The 22,301-nt window shown below is 42.7% G+C and carries 17 protein-coding genes and 1 pseudogene; 6 read left to right on the top strand and 12 right to left on the bottom strand.

The features are described from left to right. Window positions 1-106: 106 nt before the first annotated feature. From HC246_RS21355 to HC246_RS21340, 4 genes are all read left to right on the top strand, one after another. Window positions 107-1,288: an amino acid ABC transporter permease gene (locus HC246_RS21355; RefSeq protein WP_211167896.1), complete on the top strand. Its 1,182-nt coding sequence runs from the start codon at window positions 107-109 to the stop codon at window positions 1,286-1,288. Between the two features lie 132 nt (window positions 1,289-1,420). After that, window positions 1,421-1,990: a deoxycytidylate deaminase gene (locus HC246_RS21350; RefSeq protein ID WP_169365452.1), complete on the top strand. Its 570-nt coding sequence runs from the start codon at window positions 1,421-1,423 to the stop codon at window positions 1,988-1,990. A 62-nt stretch (window positions 1,991-2,052) separates the two neighbouring features. Continuing rightward, window positions 2,053-2,502 carry a hypothetical protein gene (locus HC246_RS21345; RefSeq protein WP_169365451.1) on the top strand — a complete coding sequence of 150 codons (450 nt, stop codon included), beginning with the start codon at window positions 2,053-2,055 and terminating at the stop codon, window positions 2,500-2,502. A gap of 7 nt (window positions 2,503-2,509) precedes the next feature. Beyond that, window positions 2,510-3,421, top strand: coding sequence for a type IV pilin-like G/H family protein (locus HC246_RS21340; protein ID WP_169365450.1), 912 nt, complete (start codon window positions 2,510-2,512; stop codon window positions 3,419-3,421). An 81-nt stretch (window positions 3,422-3,502) separates the two neighbouring features. Here HC246_RS21340 and HC246_RS21335 read toward each other — a convergent pair whose 3' ends face one another. Further along, window positions 3,503-4,399 carry a response regulator gene (locus HC246_RS21335; RefSeq protein WP_169365449.1) on the bottom strand — a complete coding sequence of 299 codons (897 nt, stop codon included), beginning with the start codon at window positions 4,397-4,399 and terminating at the stop codon, window positions 3,503-3,505. A 64-nt stretch (window positions 4,400-4,463) separates the two neighbouring features. Between HC246_RS21335 and HC246_RS21330 the strand changes: the two are divergent. Beyond that, window positions 4,464-5,524 (top strand): annotated as a pseudogene (locus HC246_RS21330) (IS4 family transposase). On the opposite strand, the gene HC246_RS21325 reads toward HC246_RS21330, so the two are convergent. From HC246_RS21325 to HC246_RS21275, 11 genes are all read right to left on the bottom strand, one after another. Next, on the bottom strand, window positions 5,468-7,813 hold the full coding sequence (locus tag HC246_RS21325; protein WP_169365448.1) for a PAS domain-containing protein: 2,346 nt from the start codon (window positions 7,811-7,813) through the stop codon (window positions 5,468-5,470). The pseudogene HC246_RS21330 and the gene HC246_RS21325 overlap by 57 nt on opposite strands. 635 nt (window positions 7,814-8,448) lie before the next feature. Further along, window positions 8,449-10,947, bottom strand: coding sequence for a fimbria/pilus outer membrane usher protein (locus tag HC246_RS21320; RefSeq protein WP_169365447.1), 2,499 nt, complete (start codon window positions 10,945-10,947; stop codon window positions 8,449-8,451). A 301-nt stretch (window positions 10,948-11,248) separates the two neighbouring features. After that, on the bottom strand, window positions 11,249-12,046 hold the full coding sequence (locus HC246_RS21315; RefSeq protein ID WP_169365446.1) for a fimbrial biogenesis chaperone: 798 nt from the start codon (window positions 12,044-12,046) through the stop codon (window positions 11,249-11,251). Between the two features lie 31 nt (window positions 12,047-12,077). After that, window positions 12,078-12,548, bottom strand: coding sequence for a hypothetical protein (locus tag HC246_RS21310; protein ID WP_169365445.1), 471 nt, complete (start codon window positions 12,546-12,548; stop codon window positions 12,078-12,080). A gap of 96 nt (window positions 12,549-12,644) precedes the next feature. After that, window positions 12,645-13,193, bottom strand: coding sequence for a hypothetical protein (locus tag HC246_RS21305; protein WP_169365444.1), 549 nt, complete (start codon window positions 13,191-13,193; stop codon window positions 12,645-12,647). Window positions 13,194-13,483: 290 nt separating this feature from the next. After that, the gene (locus HC246_RS21300; RefSeq protein WP_169365443.1) at window positions 13,484-13,999 is read right to left on the bottom strand and encodes a hypothetical protein; all 516 of its coding nucleotides are present in this window, start codon (window positions 13,997-13,999) and stop codon (window positions 13,484-13,486) included. A gap of 191 nt (window positions 14,000-14,190) precedes the next feature. Further along, a complete protein-coding gene (locus HC246_RS21295; protein WP_169365442.1) occupies window positions 14,191-14,367 on the bottom strand; it encodes a hypothetical protein in 177 nt (58 codons plus the stop codon). 15 nt (window positions 14,368-14,382) lie between these two features. Next, window positions 14,383-15,441, bottom strand: a complete 1,059-nt coding sequence (locus HC246_RS21290; protein WP_169361901.1) for an IS4 family transposase — start codon at window positions 15,439-15,441, stop codon at window positions 14,383-14,385. A gap of 391 nt (window positions 15,442-15,832) precedes the next feature. Then, on the bottom strand, window positions 15,833-16,678 hold the full coding sequence (locus HC246_RS21285) for a response regulator transcription factor (protein ID WP_169365441.1): 846 nt from the start codon (window positions 16,676-16,678) through the stop codon (window positions 15,833-15,835). A 116-nt stretch (window positions 16,679-16,794) separates the two neighbouring features. After that, entirely contained in the window at window positions 16,795-17,628 is an 834-nt protein-coding gene (locus HC246_RS21280) for a universal stress protein (RefSeq protein WP_169365440.1), read from the bottom strand. Between the two features lie 299 nt (window positions 17,629-17,927). Next, complete coding sequence (locus tag HC246_RS21275; RefSeq protein ID WP_169365439.1) at window positions 17,928-19,622, bottom strand: CTP synthase; 1,695 nt, start codon at window positions 19,620-19,622, stop codon at window positions 17,928-17,930. Window positions 19,623-19,814: 192 nt separating this feature from the next. Here HC246_RS21275 and priA point away from each other — a divergent pair, with 192 nt between their 5' ends. Continuing rightward, a complete protein-coding gene (gene priA / locus HC246_RS21270) occupies window positions 19,815-22,292 on the top strand; it encodes a primosomal protein N' (protein ID WP_169365438.1) in 2,478 nt (825 codons plus the stop codon). Window positions 22,293-22,301 lie beyond the last annotated feature (9 nt).

Genomic DNA, 22,301 nt, shown 5'->3' with positions numbered 1-22,301 from the left:
CGCTTCCATAAACCCAAAAATCTACAAATGATTTAGGGCTGCTATATTATTGCTGATAGCTCGCAAGAGCTATCAGCAATAATAGCTATCTTCTAGGTGTCTGTTTATGACGCAAATTCCCGTGACAATGCCACCGCAAATATCGCAAACTGCTTGGCAATGGGCAAAGAAAAATCTCTTTAGCAGTTGGTTTAATACCCTACTCACAATTATTTGTATTTGGTTTTTATACCTTTCAGTGAGTAATCTCTGGATTTGGGCGACAACTAAGGCTCAATGGGAGGTTGTCAGCAGTAATTTGCGTCTATTTTTGGTGGGTCTATACCCTGTCACCGAATTTTGGCGATTATGGGGTGTTTTAGCGATCGCAGGAAGCTTAGCAGGCATCTCATGGGGACTATGGGGGAGATTTAGTCGCTCTGTGGCGATCGTGATCGGGGCTTTATCCATCGCCCTTGCGATTTTGCTACCTGTCGAACCGCTTTTCAAAGGGTTAACGTTAGGCATTAGTGGCGCGATCGCAGTTGGGTTCATCATTGGGCAGCAATGTAAGAGATTTGAAATAAGTTCGTTAGCTTTGGCGATCGCATGGTTTCTCTCTTTCCCAATTTCCCTATGGCTAGTTGGTGGTAATTTCGGATTAACAGCCGTTGATGTGAATGTCTGGAATGGACTCGTATTGACCTTGATCGTAGCCATCTCTGGGATTACCTTCTCTTTCCCTCTAGGAGTTTTATTAGCTTTAGGAAGACAAAGCACTTTACCGATCATCAAATTATTTTGCACCTGCTACATTGAGCTAGTGCGCGGGCTTCCCTTGATTGGCATTCTCTTTATGGCGCAGGTGATGCTGCCCTTATTTTTACCCGCAGGCTTAGAAATCGATCGCGTATTGAGAGCGATCGCAGCTTTTGTGTTATTCAGTGCCGCCTATCTTGCCGAAAATGTCCGTGGCGGTTTGCAGTCGATTCCTAAAGGTCAAGCCGAAGCCGCTAGAGCCTTAGGATTAAATATTCCTCTAACTATTGCTTTGATCGTCTTGCCGCAAGCGCTCAAAGCTTCAATCCCTGCAATTGTGGGACAATTTATTGGTCTGTTTAAAGATACATCGCTAGTAGCGATCGTGGGACTGGTCGATCTGATGGGCATTGCCCGTACTGTTCTATCACAGCCAGAGTTTATCGGGCGCTATGCTGAAGTTTATCTGTTTGTTGCCCTCATCTATTGGGTATTCTGTTTTTCCATGTCCCAAGCGAGCCAGAAATTAGAAAGAAAACTCCATAATTAGCTATAGCGTTTGCTCGCCCAATGAATTTGGGATTTTTTGATCCGCCTTCGGCGGGTCAAAAAATCTACCTCAATTGCTGGAAAAGCGCTATAACTAAAACCGCATCCTGACACTTTATAAACTTGCTGACCCATGCCTGAATTGCTCGATAATGCTGCATACCAACAACGCCCAACATGGGACGAATATTTCATGCTGCTGACTAAACTTGCTGCCATGCGCTCTACCTGCTTAGCCTTTCCTGTGGGCGCGGTAATTGTTAAGGACAAGCAAGTATTAGCTACAGGTTATAACGGCTCACCATCAGGCTCAGTACATTGCACCACCCAAGGCTATTGCTATCCCAATGTTAGTACCTGTGATGCGAGTAAGGAGTTCCCCTCAAGAGCAGTTCATGCAGAAGCTAATGCGATCGCCCAAGCTGCAAAACATGGTATTTCCACCGATGGCGCAAGTATTTATGTAACTTTGGAACCCTGCATTTCCTGTCTAAAGTTGGTCGTATCAGCAGGTATTCGCGAAGTTTATTATGAAACTAGTTTTAATAAAGGAAATAATGCCGCGCTCTGTCAATCATTTGTTGCTGAAGGATTAGTGACTCTAAAGCAAATTAAAATATCGTCATCAGTTCTCAAACGAGCAGATCTATTTCTCAATTCTCCTACTTCGGAGCTACGGTTATTTCCTCAGGATAGAGTTTAGGACTGGCAGAGCAAACATTACCAATCCTAAATTTGATCGCTACTTCTACTTAGAACTTGACTATGAGTGATGATAAAAGGCAAATTTTGTTAGCAGTACGTGGTACTACCCAAGAAAGCCTAAGGGAAATGCGATCGCGGGTTTTTAGTATTGTGAGTACTGCCATCACTCTGTTTACCGTGTTTATTGGCTGGATTGTGCAACGAGTAGCTAAGCTATCTCTGCCTGAAACAATGCTCTTTGTATGTATTATCTTGATGTTTTGGATTGGCAACTTGCTGATCTTGATTGATATTCGGCGAGGCTATATCAAAACAATGGGTATTTCTGTCCGCGTCGAAAAAGCCTTGGGGCTATACGAGACGAAGGTATTTGATGAGGAAGATGAGTCACTATTTCCATCCAGTTACCTGAAACCAATTAAGGGTAAGCATTTTCAAAAGTTTGAATTGATTCTCTCCTTTTCCGCGATCGCTTCGATTCTCATCGTAATTATTAAATATATTTATTAAGGCTTATATGCGACAGCCAAATTCCCGCTCAAATATCAAACCTGTTTTCGTGAGAGTCTGCCAAGCGATCGCCATGCCTTGCCTCACGCTTAGTTTATTAGTTGCCTGTAATTCAGGCGATCGCCCTAAAGATGCAAACAGTCAAAAACTAGCAGGAACTTGGGAATTTAAAAATCATGATGGAGTCAAGAATGGGATAGCGATTTTTGATTCTCAAAATGGAATTGAGGGAAATGTCTATATTTTGAGCAATGATTTGCCATCAGGAAAGACTGCGATCGCAGGTAAGTTTAAAGTCAACTCTAGTACCAATCCCCAACAACTCGATCTCACTTTTGGCGATCTCACTACGCAAACGATCTACGAAATCGGTAATGATGGACAGCTAAAAATTGCGAATACAGTTCCTGATCAACCCCGTCCCACTACTTTAGATGCTCAACCCCAACAGTTAACTAAAGTCTCAGACAATACAAGTATTGCAAGTGATATCAAAATTCTGCGATCGCCTGATTTAGCTGCTTCATCGGCATTGATTCGGGAAGCTGAGAGTAAGTCTTATATTCGCGTCATCATGCGATCGCAGCAACAAATATTTCAAGAGAAGGGACAATTCTCAACGGATATTAATCTATTAGCATCAGGATTAAAACTTAACTCGGAATTCTATAATTACCAAGCTACGGTATTGGATACAGCTTCAGGATTACTAGTCCAAAATACTGCTATTCCTGTTAAGGATGGACTCAAAGCTTATACGGGCATTGTCTATGCGATCGCTAATGATAGCCAAAATCAGAAGGTCACGAAACTATTGATGTGTGAAAGCAATCTTGCCACCCGAAATCCTCCGTCTCAGGCTCAAAAACAGGATGAAGGATATCGATGTCCAGATACATATACTTCAATTAGTCCATAATTTACCCAAAACACAAGTAGCGGCGCGAAGCGCCGCTACTTGTGTTTTGGGTTTTATGTCCTAAGTAAGTAAGCTAATAACTTACGGTAACTGCCAATACGGTAGATATTGTTGAATCAGTTGTCTGACTTGTTTTAATCTTACAGGTTTAGTTAGATATTCATTAGCTCCTGCGTTGAAGCAACGCTCACGATCATCGGGCATTGCCAAGGCTGTCAAAGCAATAATGGGAAGATTCGCAAAACTACTGTCGGCGCGAATTTGGCGAATGGCTTCTAATCCATCCATTTCAGGCATTTGAATATCCATTAGCACTAGTTCTGGTGGACATTGCTTGATCAAGTGAACTGCTTCTAAACCATTACGAGCGATCGCCATCCTGAGTCCATAAGCCTCTAAATAGCTAAGCATCGTGATAATAATAGCTTCGTTATCTTCGGCAAGTACGATCAATGGGGCTTTTATCTTTTGATGGTTAGCAATCACGAGTGCAGTTGTTTGGACTTTTTCGACAATCCCCATAATGCCATTTAGAGATTGCTGTAACTGTATGCGGTTAATTGGCTTAACTAGATAATCGGCGGCTCCGAGGGCAAATCCTTTGGGGCGATCGTCAACGATAGAAATAATCACTACTGGAATATCTTTGGTAAGCGGATTGCTTTTTAGCTCAATCAATACATCCCACCCCGGTAGATCTGGCAGTAAAATATCAAGAATAATCAAGTCAGGTTTAGTTTCGAGTACAGCATTAATCACTCCTTGCCCCCAAGGATGTATTACTGTAGTCGCACCTAGTTCTTGCAAATATCGAGAAATTTGATTGGCAGCAGATTCCGAATCTTCGATAATGAGTGCGCGTTGAATCGATGGCGGATGCATCACTGGTGATGCGATAAAATCAACCTGAGATAGAGAACTAACTTGGCAAGGAATGATCACGGTAAATCTACTGCCTTGTCCCTTAGTACAGGACAAAAAGTTGCAAAAGTAGGCAGGGAGGGGTTTTATAAAAGATAACCACATCGTAAATAAAACCCCTATGAAAGAGATTAACCTATTCCGAGAAAAGTTGCAGCAACATCTGCAATGGAATAGAGCAAGACTAGCCTTTGTGTCCATGTTCTTGATCGCGCTAATGCGAGTAAAGACAGTAAACCTAGCTGAAATTGCCACAGGATTTAGTGGTTATGCCAAAGTCGAATCACACTATAAGAGGTTACAGAGATTTTTTCGAGACTTTGAAGTGGACTATGAAAAGATCGCACTCATGGTCGTCAAAGTCATGCAAATCCCCGAACCTTGGGTAATTTCTATCGACCGCACCGATTGGGAATTCGGTAAAACCGTGTTTAATGTGCTGACATTGGGAATAGTGCATTACGGTATTGCATTCCCGTTGGTATGGATGATGCTGGACAAAAAAGGTAACTCAAACACCCGTGAGCGCTGTGAATTGTGTAATCGATTTCTGGAAATATTTGGAGACCGCAAAATCGACTTTTTGAGTGCAGACCGAGAGTTTGTCGGTGAGGATTGGTTAGATTACTTGTTGTGTGAACCATGTAACCGTTTTCGTATCCGCATTCGTAAAAATACTTTGCTCAATGACGGGCAGAAAAAACTGCGTGCCGACATTTGTTTTCAAGACCTCCAAGTTGGTCAGTCCAAAGTATTGTCCAAGCCCAGAAAGGTTTGGAACCATTGGCTTCGTATAGCCGCTATGCGTCTTGATGATGGCGATTTATTAATTGTCGCGACGACTCATGACCCTGATACGGCTATTGCTGACTATGCTAAGCGTTGGCTATTGAGACTTTATTCGGGTGCTTTAAAACCCGTGGCTTTTGTTTGGAGTCCACTCATCTTCAAGATCCTGAACGTCTTTCCAAACTAATTGCTTTGCTTACTCTGGCTTTATGTTGGGCTTTTTCTTCTGGGCTTTGGTTGGCTCAACTAAATCCCCTCAAGCCTAAAAAACACGGTCGTCTTCCTAAAAGCATTTTTCGCCTTGGTTTTGATTTCCTTCGTCACATCATCTTTGACTTACATCTCAATTCTCAAGCCTTCTTTAACTCCATTAAATTTTTGTCCTGTACTTAGGCCTTGTCCTACTTCACTTTCTAGGGTGACACTACCGCCATGTAGCTCGACAATCCTTCGCACTAGGGATAGACCTAATCCCGTTCCAGAATAGCGACGAGAGAGCTTGCTATCAATCTGCATAAAGGGCTGAAACAGCTTGTCCATCTGATCGGTAGCAATGCCAATACCAGTATCGGAGATCGCAAATTCTATTTTTTCAGGTTCGGGACAGATTACAGATAGTTGCACCTCGCCACCTTCGGGCGTAAATTTCACAGCATTACTCAGCAAGTTGATCAATACCTGCCTTATCCGACGCTCATCTAGTTCTACATGATCGATGCCGCGAGCAATATCATAACGTATCTGGATATTTTTCTTGAATGCCATTTCTTTGACGAAACTCAGACTATCTTTGCATAGTTGCTGAACTTCGACAGAATTTATTTCCAGTTCCATTCTACCCGCTTCGATTTTTGACAGGTCAAGAATATCGTTGATTAGGTTTAATAGGTGCTTGCCACTACTTTCAATCAGGTTGACAGATTGTTTCTGGCTACTATTGATTCTGCCATGCAGCTCTTCTAGCAAGATTTCTGACATTCCTAAAATGGCATTGAGAGGGGTGCGTAGTTCATGGCTCATACCTGCAAGGAATTCATCTTTTAGCCTTGCAGCTCTGGATAGCTCAGCATTAGCAAGGCTGATCCTCTCAGAGCTTAACTGTAACTGTTCCTCAGCTTTTTTGCGATCGCTAATATCTTTATGTGTCCCCACCATTCGCAATGGTTTACCATCCTTATCACGAGCTACAACCTTGCCAAAGTTGGCAATCCATTTCCATTGCCCTGACTTAGTTTGGACACGATAATCGTAGGCATAGCGAGCATTGCTATTTTGAAGATGATCGTTGAGTAAATCTAATACCCAAGATTTGTCATCTGGGTGAATTAAATTTGCCCAATTGCTCAAATTTATAGACAATTCATTCTCGGCATAGTCCAACATTTCTAGCCATCTCGGACTCACATACACTTTACTATTAGTAATATCCCAATCCCACAAACCATCGCCAGATCCTTCTAAAGCAAGTTTTAAGCGTTCCTCGCTAATTTGGAGAGCCTCTTCTGCTTGTTTCCAAGGTGTAATATCGCGCCCAACGGCTTGCAGCTCTACAGCCTTTCCATTCTCATCAACTAATAGGTGGTTATTCCACTGTGTCCATCGAATTTCACCATTGACGACCACACGGTTTGTAATCATCACAATTGGATTTGTGGCACTGATCGATTGTACCTGTCGATTAACATATTCCAAATCATCAGCAAACACAACAGGGGCATAACTTTGACTAATAACCTCCTCCTGTTTCATACCGAAGTAATGACAGTATGCGTCATTGGCAAATACAACTGTGCTATCAGGACGATAGCGGACGATTAGTTCTGTCTGATCCTCAACAATAGCGCGATATCTGGCTTCCGTTTCCTGTAATGCTAATGTACGCTGCTTTACTTTGTCTTCTAATTCTAGATTTAAATTCTGCAACGCCTCCTTAGCTTGGATGCGAGCGTCAACATTCATCCCTATACCATTAATGGATAATCTTTGTCCTTTTTCATCATAGATAAGCTTGCCGCGATACTCTAACCAGTGCAAACTACCATCTGCCCAAACAATCCGAAATCTGGTATTTAGGATTTCTTGTTGATTTGTGGCTAATTGAAGAGATTTTTTTACTATTTGGCGATCGTCAGTATGAATAAAGGACTCAAAGGTTTCATATCTGCCATCAAATGCGCCTTGTTCTAAACCGAATAATTTTTCATGTTCAGATGACCAAATCATGTTTTGGGTAGAAAGTTCATATTCCCAAACACCCATATCGGCGGCTTGCAATGCTTGATGCAGTAGATCTTTACTCTGTAGAAGTTGTTGTTGACTAATTTTTTTGATTTGGTTACGAGAATCAACTAGTTTTGTTATCAACCAGTTCAAAAGTAGCATTATACCCGCATAAACTCCTAACCGAAATCCATCTTTAATAGATGTAGACCAATTATCAAAAGGAGGTAAGAAATAATAGTCAATTGCTATTACCGATAGTACGGTTGTGGTCAAGCCAGCATATCTACCACCGTACCAAGTGCTCAGGCATACAGCCACATAAAAGGCGGCAAAAATTGGAATGTCTGTGGGGTGTTGCAGTAAAAAGTAGCTATAGAGATACGTCAACATGATTGCGATTGGTACTAATAGTACCGCGATCGCATAGGCTCGTATTCTATAGGATGTTCTGGGCAGCATATTAAGACTTGATGATTATGGTTGAATTTATTAAGCAAGCAATAAAAAATATATAAAATGAGATCAATTACAAGTATTATGGATTTTTCCTGAGTATTAAATATTAAACAGCGAAAATTTTAACCTATGTAGTGATGTTAAGTGGAGCGCAGATGTTTACCTCTTGCTACTAACCAAGCAGGGCAATCCATACATGGTTGCCCTTAAAACAACGTAGATAATTTGAGGGCTGTGCCCCCGTGCTAGCCCCATAATTGGACAGTCTCAAGAATTCTTTCAACTTAACATTAGCTATGTATATAAATTCTTTGGATTATAAATTTATATGTTTCAAGATTTATCTATAAATTTTATTATTTTAGTAAAATTTATAGATAAACAACTCACAAAACTTTGTGTTAATTAGAAGAAACTGAAATTCTGACTTGTTTATAACTGATGTTACGTGGAAGGAATGCCTGTGATGTTGAAATAGCGGGGCTGGCACGGGGGATTGTCCCTACCAAAAATTTAAATTATTCAGGTAGGGACAATCCCCCCGTGGTTGCCCTGCTGTGCTAGTAGCAAGAAATTCATACCCTGAGTTCCACGTAACACCAGTTACAAGAGAAATAGGAAGTAAGGCGCTCTATACATTACTTCTTTTCAAAAGCAGGAAGCTTTAATTTTCCAAGATCGTACAAGCCAACCTTCCCTTCAGGAACTTCAAATTGGAGAGTTTGCGAACCAATTTTTAATTCATATCGTCCGACCTTGAAACCTGTCAGCGCAAACTTGCCAGCCCGATTGGTGAATAGAGTGATCGGTTGCCATTGTGGATCGGATAGAGAACGAACCTCTCCTGCTTGAAGAGCGATCGCCGTTCCTTTCGCATCAGTCAAAATTCCTCTTATATAGACAGTCGCATCCGTACCAACGCGAATCACAGTGCCACTTTTATAGGTTGGCAAGGTGTAATAAATAGGATTGCCAGTTTCCACACCTGCGGGAGCATCGGGAACTTCTAGTAAGAGGCGAGAAACATTATAGGAGGATAGATTGGGAATCACGGCTGCACCGAAATCATCAGCACGACTGAGATATGTTCCTTGTCCATCGGGATTGACACCGACTATTTGCGAGGCTAAAGCTTTTTCTGGTACAACCAGCGCAAAGCTGTCACTAATCGGACGTGATAAAGCAATATTGCCATCGGCAAAGGCGATCGCAGTTCTGACACTCACTAGAGCATTGGCTTGGGTGCTATTGGGCGCAAAAGCAATATCAGGTGCAAGGTTCCAAATGGCGCGATAGCCTGTGTAGGTGAAGTTGCTCGTGAAGCGATCGCTACCGCGACTACGACTCAGCCCAAGGGAGCCACTGAGGGACTCACTCACCTCTGGCGTGCGGAAACTCCATGATACTTGTTGCGTGGGACTATCGGTATTGCGAACCTCGGTACTAGCTTGGACGGATTGCGCTCCTAGATTTAGCTGCATACTCAATAGAGCACGTTGTTCATTTACTCCATTAGTATCACGGCTTTGGGATAGCGATAGATTGAGGGAAAGCCCATTACTAAAGGATTTGGATAAATCTAGTCCTACCCGATAAGCATCAGGAACATCGCGCCCAAAACGGTATTGGATATTCAAGCCTGCGCCAATATCATCAAATATTTTTTGGCGATAGAAAGCTGATAAATCCAGAGCCGTATTATTGCGAGGTATTTCTTCATTGCCAAAGGTAATAAATCTTGCCCCGCGTTGCTCGGCGCTAAAACCAAAGGAGCGATCGGTATCCTTGGCATTAAAGAAGTCATAACGCAGTCGCCATGCTAAATCTTGACCAACATTTTGATCATTACTAATGGCGGCATCCCATGCGAAGTTCCCGAAAACAGTGGCAAAGATTCCTTCAATACCCAATAGTTGCTGACGACTGGTAGCTTGAGTATAGCCACCCAAGGTCAATACATTACTCACGCCCCAACGATGCGCCAAAGATAGAATAGGTTTTGACCAGTCATAGTTACGTCCACCATTGAGTGTCTTTGAGGGAAATCCAAAACTATAGGCAAACTGCTGCACATTGGGAGCCAGCAGATTTGAGGCAACTGCGGATGAGAAGTTAATTCTTTGCTCTTGTCCAAGATCATCGGTGACTAAGAGTTGAATGTCATTAATGCCAGTAGTGAGGGGTAATTGGCGTAAGTCCTGCTGTCCTGCGGGAAGATTTAGCGTTTGAGCAAGCCGACCATTGGCATAGATTTCTACTTTGGAGGGACGTTCTAGAAAAAACTCAAAATTGTTGATAGGTCGAATAATCGTATAGGGCTGTAAAGAGAAGTTCCGTGCCGCTGCAATACCACCCACCGCGATCGCATTTTGAAAACCTGTAGTCGGGAAGCTGTAGTCCCCTGCGAGATAGCGTACGGCATTATCTGGATCATCACGCACAATCCTGATATCGCCTCGCGTTAATTCAGGTTGTCCCTTTTCGGCAAATGACCAATTTCCTTCCAAAACCCAATTCTGGAAATTAATCGCACCATCAAACCCGAAAAACAATGGTTGTCGCTGAATTCCCTGTATTTGGTTACTTGCCCATGCAAAGCGATCGCTGGCAAAGATATTCACATAGCCACTCAAGCTACTAACTGGGATTGCTTCTTTAGCTTCGGGTGGGAGATTAGCGCGATCGCCTAAAACGTTAACAGCACGCACCGCAGGACTAATTTTTAAGAACACAGCAAGGCGGCGTTCATCAAAAACTGCCTCAATGCCATTTTTTTGTAAGACATCTACTGCAAAGTCTTCAGCATTGCCGATTGCAGTTTCAATTGCATTGAGAACTTCAGGTCGCAAGATCGGTTTGAGCGCTTGCAGAGTGACTTTTGATTGGAGTCTTGTTTGTTGTGGTTGACTAGGGACAAAGCTAATACGAATCGTGGCTTGTTCGCGATCGTCGATGACGAGGGGAACTATTAGCGTCTGTTTACCAGTGTTGGCACGAGGACGACCAAACACACGCTGAAAGGTTTCGTCATCGCTATTGTTGGCAGGAGAATTTTGAGCGATCGTATAGTCTGCTATGAGCAAAATAGGAAGACAGATAGCAAGGTATAGATAACTATGTTTGATCACTCGACGCATGATGATGTTAGGTGATCTATACTGCGCGATCGTAAAAGCCCTATGCAGTATAGAAGTTAGGGAATGTAATGACAACAATACAAAACAATAAATGATAGAACTGTAGGAACAGAGCATTGCCACCACAATCTACAAAATTTGTAGATAATCTACTTCAGAGAATGCCTTGTCCAAAACTTCGCAACACAGGGACAAATTGTCGATCAAAGCGGAGAGGGCGTAGCATTTGCAGATCAGGGTTCCTGTGATGAGTTTTAAAATTGTGGCGCAAATGCTGTGCCCCTACTGGTGACTGGTGACATTAATTACCACGATCATACTCGAATGTGCCTGATAGCTTCTCATTCGATAAACCTGCGGGACAGGGTAACGAGAATCGGCGCTTGCTACCAGCGAGCATATTTTCGCCGTTTACACCTGTGAGTTGTTTGGCTTCTAACTTGATGGGATTAGTTTCTTTGCCGATAGGAGCTAGACTGAGACGGAGGTTGCTAAGCAGGGCGTGGGCTGTGCCTTGGTTAGCAAAGGTTAGCTGCAACTTATTCTCTTTCTTACCATCTTTGCTAGTTTCCACCTGACAAACTGCGTTCTCTAGAGAGACATTGGGTGCAACATTTGGCGGCACAATATAGACCGATCCCATGTATTGAAATAAAACTTTGATCGAAACCGTTGTATTCCCTTGGGTTTGGGTAATTGTGGTTAAATCGATGGGCAGTTGCTCGGCGATGATGCGATAGGAAAGCTCTTTGGCTGGACTAGCATCGCCCACCCAAGTGACGCGCACGGTTTGACTTTCGCCAGCCTTGACCAGCATTTGCGGTGGATAGAGAATAAAGTCATCATCGGCGTTAGTATTAATCTCTTTGCCATCAAGATCCATTTCCCGTTTCACCATCCTGATTTGGATGGCAGTGGATTTCTTGCCTGTATTTTTGACGACAAAAGATTGATTAGCTTTTTGTCCAGAGGGGGCAAAGTTTGAAAGCATTGGCGAAAACTGGAAGGTTGCCTCAACTTGAGAAAAAGATGGCAGCGCTGAAATCAGATTTGCACCGATGACCAATGGCAAGATGGCGGTTAGCGATCGCATATTCATGATGATGACCCCTCTATGTTTTTGTCTTTTTCTATTTCGCAACAAGTGTAAATGTAAGTTGATCGGAGTAACTGCCTGCGGGTTTGGCGGAAATGGCGGATTGACTAATCGCTATTTGAATATTTCTATCGCAACCGTTTGTACTAGCACAGTCTGTTATCAAGTTACTTACATTTTCCAAGTTTTTATCTGTTGTCGCTAATTGTCCCTGTTCTATTCCATTATAGTTCACTGTGTAATCAATTAACTCACCCGAACTACGCTTTAATGCTCCTCCATTGGTTGATTTTGCATTAACAATAAAACCATTAGCATTGTTGGATTTGATATTTACTTTACCAATTAAGGTATTGGGCAATGCGGTATTAGGAGTGAGGTCAACGGGTGGTGAGATGGTATTGGAAGTAAAAGTAATGGAGTTAACTTGGGAGAAGATGGGGAAAGGGGATAGGCAATAGATAATTGAAGAGAATATGGAGGTGATTGAAAACAGCTTTAACATAAAATAAACCCAATTCAAACACTAAATAGTATAGTGGATGCATTGTGTCCCCTATACTATTTGGTGTTTATGTTATCTCTAAGGATAAAAAATTAACTATTGAGCAATAATAGAAAAGGTAAGTGTATCAGTGTATGCACCAGCACGCTTGTGTGTGAAGTCAGCAGTTGAAGAAATCCCTACGGTAAGGTCTTCATTACTTAAAGCTTCGTCTGCCGTTGTACCTAAGTAAAAATCTTGTGCAGATGTAGTGATATCTTTCAAGACGGCATTAGGCGTTCCAGTCGTTACTCCAGAAACTTTCAATTGGTACGCTACTGTATTCGATGAACCAGGACCAGTTAAAACAGCACCTGCAGTAGACAGAATTTGAATTTTGAAAGTAGTATTAGCAGAAACGTTCAACGTACCAATAGTACCAGTAACGCCTAAAGCGTTGGGAACTAGTGAATCGTTTGCTGTATAACTATTGATTGCTCTATACGGTGGGTTGGTTACACTTACACCTTGACTAGATAATGTACCAGTTGTTGTGTCAGCCTTCGCAGAAGGAGCCAAAGCCAACACAGCAGCAGAAGTCAAACCGATCGCAACGATTGTACGTCCAGAGATAGAAGCCAATTGACGAAGTGTGGTGAATAGCATAATCTTAACCCTCTCTTTCTGAATCACTCAGAACAAATTTTTTGATTAGGAACGGATAGCTTTATCTATCCTTGTGAGAACCACTTTAGAAGTTTGGTAGATCCCTTGTGTTGTAGGGTTTGTTAGTCTCTACTCTTGATCTTTCCCCCCATCCCCCGTTTGGTCTTTTGGTGTTTCTCTGTTCCTTTTGATGTATTTAATATAGCGCTACCACCTAGTCCTGTATATCAGGGAAAACCCTGATATTACAAAAAAGGAGAGGGGTGGTGCAAAGCATCACCCCTCTCCTTTTATTTATTAGTCAATGTAAACGTCAGTGTATCTGAGTATAGCCCCGCAGGTTTACTCTGGATCTCAGACTGCGTAATCGAAATTTTGACATCGCGATCGCACCCCGTATCACCAGCACAGCCCGTAATCAACGCACTATTATCCTCAACCACCGTCTTACTAGTAATTTGCCCCTTATCAGCATTGTTGTAATTCAAGTTATACGCCATTCCTGCCCCCGAGGAATGCTTTAGCAATCCATTATTTGTAGACTCCACCTCAACCTTAAATCCCAAATAGGTATTTGACTTCACATTGACATTACCCACACTGGTAAGAGCTAAAGCTGCATTTGCTGTCAAAGGAATCGCCGTACCAGATGTACCGCGACTAGATACAAACACAATCGAGTTTAGCGTTGGCAAATTTGCATAGACATTATCTGCTTGAGCGATATCTGGAGCAATCTCTGGTAATAGGGTGATCGCTATACCAAAACATCCCAAGGATAAATATTTTTTCAAAAAGATGTTCATAAACTGGTAGTCCTAAAAAGGAAAGGATTTATGTAGGTAAGAATGGGCAGCGCTTTACGCCGCTCATCCTTACCTATTCAAAAAAAAGGGCGGGAGGACATCCTCCCACGCTAGAGATTGCAACATAATTACCTAATCCCTAAGCCCCTTACTGCAAGAGAGGTAATGGGGATGCCCCCAGTAAATCACCTCTAAGGGCTTTTGAGTAGATTGTTATTTACTATTTCATTTAATAAAGCCTGTTCCTGCAAATACATCATATGTAGTTTTACAAGGAGAACTTGCATTATTTCCAAGTCAATATTTTTGATCCCTTGACAGAACATTTCGTGTTCTAACTGCTTTTCTGGAGGCAATCGTATATTCATAGTTATCACCTCTCCCTAAGTACAGGACAAAAATTTAATGGAGTTAAAGAAGGCTTGAGAATTGAGATGTAAGTCAAAGATGATGTGACGAAGGAAATCAAAACCAAGGCGAAAAATGCTTTTAGGAAGACGACCGTGTTTTTTAGGCTTGAGGGGATTTAGTTGAGCCAACCAAAGCCCAGAAGAAAAAGCCCAACATAAAGCCAGAGTAAGCAAAGCAATTAGTTTGGAAAGACGTTCAGGATCTTGAAGATGAGTGGACTCCAAACAAAAGCCACGGGTTTTAAAGCACCCGAATAAAGTCTCAATAGCCCAACGCTTAGCATAGTCAGCAATAGCCGTATCAGGGTCATGAGTCGTCGCGACAATTAATAAATCGCCATCATCAAGACGCATAGCGGCTATACGAAGCCAATGGTTCCAAACCTTTCTGGGCTTGGACAATACTTTGGACTGACCAACTTGGAGGTCTTGAAAACAAATGTCGGCACGCAGTTTTTTCTGCCCGTCATTGAGCAAAGTATTTTTACGGCGGATACGAAAACGGTTACATGGTTCACACAACAAGTAATCTAACCAATCCTCACCGACAAACTCTCGGTCTGCACTCAAAAAGTCGATTTTGCGGTCTCCAAATATTTCCAGAAATCGATTACACAATTCACAGCGCTCACGGGTGTTTGAGTTACCTTTTTTGTCCAGCATCATCCATACCAACGGGAATGCAATACCGTAATGCACTATTCCCAATGTCAGCACATTAAACACGGTTTTACCGAATTCCCAATCGGTGCGGTCGATAGAAATTACCCAAGGTTCGGGGATTTGCATGACTTTGACGACCATGAGTGCGATCTTTTCATAGTCCACTTCAAAGTCTCGAAAAAATCTCTGTAACCTCTTATAGTGTGATTCGACTTTGGCATAACCACTAAATCCTGTGGCAATTTCAGCTAGGTTTACTGTCTTTACTCGCATTAGCGCGATCAAGAACATGGACACAAAGGCTAGTCTTGCTCTATTCCATTGCAGATGTTGCTGCAACTTTTCTCGGAATAGGTTAATCTCTTTCATAGGGGTTTTATTTACGATGTGGTTATCTTTTATAAAACCCCTCCCTGCCTACTTTTGCAACTTTTTGTCCTGTACTAAGCACCTCTCCTTAAAATCTACAATGTTCGTTGGCGCAAAATACAACTTTTCAAACAGTTTCTTGAATTACACGGAACTCTGAAGCTTTACGCTTCTAAAAGCTATTTAGGCTTTATATATCCGTACTTAATAGATTACCAAAAGTAGGACTAAGTAGATATCAGGGATATCCCTGATATCTACTACTTAGGGACTTGCTATTAATTAAAGTACCTGTGGCTTCGACTCCGCTCAGCCAACGTTAGCTGAGCGAAGTCGAAGCTAGATAACTTTGGTGGGACATTTTTTATCCGCAAGAGCCTTAGTCCTACACTCAATCCTCTAGATTAATTAGTCCTATGCGTAATGCATAACGAATTAACCCTGCGAGGTCGTGAATATGCAACCGCTCCATGAGTTGTCCGCGATGGGTTTCTACGGTTTTTACGCTAATAAATAGAGTTTCTGCAATTTCTTTGGTGGTCATACCATTAGCTACTAAGCGCAAAATTTCAAGCTGGCGAGGCGTTAACTTTTCCTCATGAATGACATGATGATTTTCCTGATTTGGTTCTTGAATTTGTGGCTGGTCTAATTGAGTATTTAATTCGAGGCGATGATTGAGTCTAATTACAATATCTTCCAAGATCTCCGCAGCATCAAGGCTAACCTCAAGGCTGTTTGCAATTTCAGTCAATGACATTCCTTGATTAACTAATTTCACAATGCGGTTCTGACGAGGGGTAAGTCTGATTCTTTCAGAGGTTTTTCCTTCGGGAGTCAGTTTCTTGACTTTGCGATGAATCTGAGTTTCATTTTTTTTGAGCCTCGTGGCGATCGCTTTGAGTAAATCATCTATTTGTAGAGGCTTGGTGAGATAGTCATCTGCACCAAGATTCATTCCCTTACGCAAATTTTCCATACTGGATGCTCCAGTTAAGAAAATAAAAGTTATATCCTGAAAGTCTGGATCTTGATTTAATGCTTCCAAGACTTCGTAGCCATTTAAATCAGGCATATCTACATCACAGAGAATCAAATCAGGATGAAAGTCTTTGACAGCCTGTAACCCAATCTTTCCGTTAATCGCACCTTGAGTGATAAATCCTTTGAATTTTAAAATATCGATGACATCGCTCCTTAGCTCGTCGTCGTCGTCAATAACTAAAATTCGTTGCATAATTTGTGTTCGTAAGTTAGCAAATTATAGCTTTAAAAATAAAGGCAGCACTTTGTGCTGCCTTTATTTTTAAGATTTTAACTCCCAAAATGCCGCGACACTTTGGGAACTAGGAATTATTCAATCGTGCGGGTTAGCAATACAGGAACAGTGGCATTGACACGCACATAATCTGATACTGAGCTACCGAGTAGGCGATCAAGGTCAGGTAAACTGCGAGCGATCGAAGGACGGCGATCGGGTGAGCCAACCAATAGGATGCTGGCATTAGACTCATCGGCAAGTCTAACTAGTTCTTTGCCCACATCACCAGAACCAACAAAGGAGCGTGATGGAATATTTAAACGCTTGAGTTTGGCACTAGCTTCAACTAGTACTGGATCAGTGCTTGCAGTATTTTCATCCTTACGTTTGACAACCCTTGCTAAGAAAATTTCCACATCCTTAGCGCCACTAGCTAGTTTAATGGCAAGATCGAGACTGTGATTGGAAGCTACTGACCCATCAACGGAAACCATGATGCTACGGATGGTTTTGATATATACATCATCCTTAATGAGCAACATGGGGACATCAGACAATTGGAAAACATATTGACTGACGGAATTTGCCAAAATTGCTTGTAAGCGTCCCATACCACGCGATCCCATGATCAGCAGATTGGCTTTGAGTTCTTCAGCAACTTTACAGACAACATCCTTGGCTTCGCCCTCTTTGAGCAGTGATACGGTGCTATTGCCTGAAGACAAGCGCAAGCTTTTAATTTCTCTTTCGATAATCTTTTCACCTGCAAGACGGTATTCGGTAATTCCTTCGGAGTTGGTAGAGTTAGGAATAACGTGCAGTACATTAATTTGCGAATTTTGAATACTAGGCAGGGTTAGCAGCATATTCAGCATTTCGCGCGATCGCCCTGAACCATCAACAGCCAATAAAATTTGTTGGAACATAGTTGTCGAACCTTAGGTATTTGTCATCTGATTACAAGTAGCGCTAACGTTACTGGTCATCTATAAAAATTTGCTATATCTTGAGTAAAGCTCAATTACAGGGCGATCGCTGCAAAACGTTGAGATTCTTAAAAATTATTAGGCGTTATGACGAAATTGCCTAAACCTTATACATAGCTATAATCGCATCTCAAAAGACAAGAGACAGCACTAAGGAAGGGACTTGCGATTAATTAAAGTACCTACGGCTTCGACTTCGCTCAGCCAACGTTAGCTGAGCGAAGTCGAAGCCATACAAATTAGCTAAACATCACAGAGGCAAACTCTTGCTTTTGTTCATTATTCTGTTCTAAAACTGGAAGATGAACGGATTCAGTATTACTGGCAATGCGCTGTTTTTGGAGATCTAGAGCAGCTTTGACCAAACCTTGGAATAAAGGATGGGGGCTACTTGGACGAGATTGGAATTCTGGATGGAACTGGGTGGCAATAAAGTAGGGATGACTAGGTAGCTCGATCGCTTCAACTAAACGTCCATCGGGAGAAGTACCGCTAATCACATAGCCTGACTCAAGGAAAAGAGATCGGTAGGCATTGTTAAACTCGTAACGATGGCGATGGCGCTCATAAATAACTGACTCGTTATATAGGCTATGCACAAGGCTATTAGGGGCAAGGCGACAGGCATATAGACCTAAACGCATTGTGCCACCGAGGTTAACCACATCTTGCTGCTCTGGCAATAGGTGAATGACGGGATTTTTGGATTCTGGGGCAAACTCAGAGCTATTGGCATCACTGAGATTACCGATATTTCTCGCCCAGTCAATCACCGCACATTGCATTCCTAAACAGAGTCCTAAAAATGGAATCTGGTGATCGCGAGCATATTGCACAGCCGCCACTTTACCATCGACACCACGATGTCCAAAGCCCCCAGGGACAACGATCGCATGGACATCTTTGAGGAATTTCTCCGCGCCATAGGTTTCGATGTCTTCGGAGTTCACCCAGCGCAAATTCACGTTGCTATTCAAAGCGATCGCACCATGCTTAAGGGCTTCGATCACCGAGAGATAGGCATCGGTCAAGCGGACATATTTACCAACGATCGCTACTTCTAGCTGATGCTCTGAGCGATATAGACGCTCAACAAGGGTTTGCCAACTGCGAAGGTCGGGTTGGCGTTGCTGCATTCCTAACAGGCGCAATACTTGCTCTGCCAAGCCTTCACGCTCCATTGCTAGCGGCACTTCATAGATGCTTTTGACATCTTGCCCTGTCATCACACACTCAGGCAAAACGTTGCAAAATTCAGAAATCTTGTCTTTGATATTTTGTGGTAAGGGGCGATCGCTACGGCAAACTAAAATATCAGGCTGAATACCGACGGATTGCAACTCTTTAACCGAGTGTTGGGTGGGTTTGGTTTTCATCTCTCCTGCGGAGGCAATCCAAGGCATCAGGGTCACATGCATATAGACTACATTTTGGCGACCTACATCCTTACGAAATTGACGAATGGCTTCGATAAATGGCAGAGACTCGATGTCACCAACCGTGCCACCAATTTCGACAATGACGAGATCAGGATTGCCATTATTGGCTACGCGATGAATGCGCTCTTTAATTTCGTTGGTAATGTGTGGAATCACCTGCACCGTGCCGCCTTGGTAATCACCACGGCGTTCTTTATTGATTACGCCTTGGTAGATTGCGCCTGTGGTAACATTACTCAACTTGGACATCGATGTATCAGTAAAGCGCTCGTAATGCCCCAAGTCAAGGTCTGTCTCCGCACCATCTTCGGTGACAAACACCTCCCCATGCTGAAAAGGACTCATCGTACCAGGGTCAACGTTGATATAAGGATCAAGCTTGAGGATTGCTATGGAATAATCCCTTGATTTCAGCAACCGTCCCAAACTTGCGGCAACGATGCCCTTCCCAATACTAGAGACGACTCCGCCAGTCACAAAGATATACTTAGCCATAAAATTTCGTTATTAGGGTGTATTGTCCTAATCATTTCGTAGACAATACTTAACAAAGTGATTATATAGCAGGGCTAGCAACCACTGTTTATCTGTCTATAGAGATCTCCATCGCCGCTTTGATCCTAAAACAAAAAATGGCGTAGCCATTTTTTGTTTTAGGATCTACTATCTTCAGGACAACACCTATCCATGACTCTGTTTGATTTAAGCAACATTTCAGGTAATCGCTATGTCACGGTGATCGTTGATTGCATTGGTATTGATGATTTACTGACCTATCGAATTCCTGAAGATGTCGAGCTTCAAGTTGGTGATATTCTCAGTGTTCCTTTGGGCAATCGCCAAGTGGGGGCGATCGCTTTGCAAATTTCTGATACTTCCGCAATTGATGATCCCGAAACAGAAATTAAGGAAATTAGCGCCGTAGTCAGTTCGGGGATTTTTCCTAAGACCTATTGGGAACTGTTAACGCGCACGGCTGAGTATTATCGAACTCCTGTGATGCAAACGGTAAAAACGGCGTTACCTCCGAAATTACTCGATCAGTCCCATTACCGCATCAAAATCAAACAATTAGATTCGCCTGCGGCGAATCTAATTGTTGCCAAGTCAGCCCAAATGGTATGGGATTTTTTACAAGAGCATAAAGGAAATTCTAAAGGGCTAATTCGTCGCTATATTCAGCAAAAGCTGGGTAGATATACTGGTGCAGGGCTAAGGGAATTACAAAAATTAGATCTGGTTGAAACGGTTTTAGAATTACCAAATCGTCCACAACCAAAATATGAAGATATAGTCGTTTTAATCAAGGTCCCCGATAGCGAAATTACGGCTAGACAGACAGAAGTTTTAACAATTTTGCAACATCAAGGGGGAGAATGCTCCAAATCTCAATTATGTAAACTAGCAAAAACCTCTGCTTCCGTAATTCAGAACTTAGAGAATAAGGGATATATCGTAATTTCTAAAAGAGAATCTTTGCGATTAGGTGGCAAAAGTCATACGGTTATTCGCGATCGCCCCAAAGCTCTCACCCCTGATCAAGATTTAGCCCTACAGCAAATCTTAAAAGCGATCGCTAATAATAATCCGTCACATTTTCTCCTGCATGGGGTTACAGGCTCAGGTAAAACTGAAGTGTATCTGCAAGCGATCGCTACTGTCCTCGAAACTGGGAAATCTGCATTGGTATTAGTTCCTGAAATTGGGTTGACTCCGCAATTAACAGATCGGTTTCGGGCAAGATTTGGTGATGCCAAGGTGAATGTGTATCATAGCCAGCTATCCGATGGTGAACGCTTTGACACATGGCGTTTGATGCTAACAGGGGAATCCCAAGTAGTAATTGGTACGAGATCGTCAGTATTTGCGCCACTATCAAATCTCGGCTTAATTGTGATGGATGAGGAGCATGACAATAGCTTCAAGCAGGATCAACCTCAACCCTGTTACCATGCGCGGACGGTAGCACAATGGCGATCGCAGTTAGAGCAAGTTCCCCTTGTCATGGGTTCCGCAACCCCTTCCGCCGAATTGGTCTTTGCCCAGAAACAGCAGGAATTAATTTATTTGGAACTGCCTAATCGCATTGGCAATCGAGCGATGCCACCGATTGAAATTGTGGATATGCGCGATGAATTTAAGGCAGGCAATTACTCGATCTTGAGTCGCAAGTTACAGGGTGCGATCGCCGAAATGCTTGAAGCCAAACAGCAAGGAATTCTATTCATCCATCGACGCGGCTATAGCACCTTCGTTTCCTGTCGCTCCTGTGGCTACGTTGCGGAATGTCCCCATTGCGATGTTTCCCTCTCCTATCACGATCCCATCTCGCCCACAGCCCATCAACCCAAATCCGCCCATTTGCGATGCCACTATTGCAACTACACCCAAATACAGCCAAAATCCTGTCCTCAATGCAATTCACCCTATTTCAAATATTTTGGTAGCGGTACTCAAAAAGTAGAACAGGAACTTAGCAAATTATTCCCCAATATTCGCCTGATTCGTTTTGATAGCGACACCACCCGTAACAAGGATCAGCATCGTCTGCTCATCGATCAGTTCCGCGCAGGAACAGCAGATTTATTAGTGGGAACCCAAATGCTAACCAAGGGTTTAGATATTCCCCAAGTAACTTTAGTAGGTGTAGTTTCCGCCGATGGATTATTAAACTTTTCTGATTATCGCGCAGGAGAGCGAGCCGCACAAACCCTCTTACAAGTAGCAGGTCGAGCAGGTCGTGGCGAAGAAGATGGCAAGGTCATTATGCAAACCTACACTCCAGAACATCCTGCCATCCAAGCAGTTCAGAGCTATCGCCTAGAAGAATTTATGCAAACCGAACTAGAGATGCGGGAAGCATTGCGCTATCCACCAAAAGGGCAAATGGTCTTGATTCATCTCAGTAGCGAGAATGCTCAGACAGTAGAGAATTCTGCGAATGAATTGGCAGAATATTTACGGCAATTAGAAAATGATTGGGAAATATTAGGAGCTACTCCCGCCACGATCGCTAAAGTCGCCAATCGTTATCGCTGGCAAATTCTATTAAAATTCATGCCCGATGTTTTACCCAATGTACCGAGCCTAGAAGAGTTACGAATGTTAGTCAATTCTAAAGCTGTTAGAGTTGTGATCGATGTCGATCCATTAACAATTCTATAAACAATGTCT

Source organism: Pseudanabaena yagii GIHE-NHR1, from assembly GCF_012863495.1.
Classification (GTDB): domain Bacteria; phylum Cyanobacteriota; class Cyanobacteriia; order Pseudanabaenales; family Pseudanabaenaceae; genus Pseudanabaena; species Pseudanabaena yagii.
This window is presented reverse-complemented; position numbering and strand designations above follow the sequence as displayed.

Bases quoted from the DNA above. Each gene is read 5' to 3' on its own strand.
- HC246_RS21340 (WP_169365450.1), top strand. From the start codon at position 2,510: ATGCGACAGCCAAATTCCCGCTCAAATATCAAACCTGTTTTCGTGAGA.
- HC246_RS21310 (WP_169365445.1), bottom strand. From the start codon at position 12,548: ATGTTAAAGCTGTTTTCAATCACCTCCATATTCTCTTCAATTATCTAT.
- HC246_RS21290 (WP_169361901.1), bottom strand. From the start codon at position 15,441: ATGAAAGAGATTAACCTATTCCGAGAAAAGTTGCAGCAACATCTGCAA.
- HC246_RS21300 (WP_169365443.1), bottom strand. From the start codon at position 13,999: ATGAACATCTTTTTGAAAAAATATTTATCCTTGGGATGTTTTGGTATA.
- HC246_RS21295 (WP_169365442.1), bottom strand. From the start codon at position 14,367: ATGAATATACGATTGCCTCCAGAAAAGCAGTTAGAACACGAAATGTTC.
- HC246_RS21320 (WP_169365447.1), bottom strand. From the start codon at position 10,947: ATGCGTCGAGTGATCAAACATAGTTATCTATACCTTGCTATCTGTCTT.
- priA (WP_169365438.1), top strand. From the start codon at position 19,815: ATGACTCTGTTTGATTTAAGCAACATTTCAGGTAATCGCTATGTCACG.
- HC246_RS21350 (WP_169365452.1), top strand. From the start codon at position 1,421: ATGCCTGAATTGCTCGATAATGCTGCATACCAACAACGCCCAACATGG.
- HC246_RS21355 (WP_211167896.1), top strand. From the start codon at position 107: ATGACGCAAATTCCCGTGACAATGCCACCGCAAATATCGCAAACTGCT.
- HC246_RS21280 (WP_169365440.1), bottom strand. From the start codon at position 17,628: ATGTTCCAACAAATTTTATTGGCTGTTGATGGTTCAGGGCGATCGCGC.
- HC246_RS21275 (WP_169365439.1), bottom strand. From the start codon at position 19,622: ATGGCTAAGTATATCTTTGTGACTGGCGGAGTCGTCTCTAGTATTGGG.
- HC246_RS21325 (WP_169365448.1), bottom strand. From the start codon at position 7,813: ATGCTGCCCAGAACATCCTATAGAATACGAGCCTATGCGATCGCGGTA.
- HC246_RS21315 (WP_169365446.1), bottom strand. From the start codon at position 12,046: ATGAATATGCGATCGCTAACCGCCATCTTGCCATTGGTCATCGGTGCA.
- HC246_RS21345 (WP_169365451.1), top strand. From the start codon at position 2,053: ATGAGTGATGATAAAAGGCAAATTTTGTTAGCAGTACGTGGTACTACC.
- HC246_RS21285 (WP_169365441.1), bottom strand. From the start codon at position 16,678: ATGCAACGAATTTTAGTTATTGACGACGACGACGAGCTAAGGAGCGAT.
- HC246_RS21305 (WP_169365444.1), bottom strand. From the start codon at position 13,193: ATGCTATTCACCACACTTCGTCAATTGGCTTCTATCTCTGGACGTACA.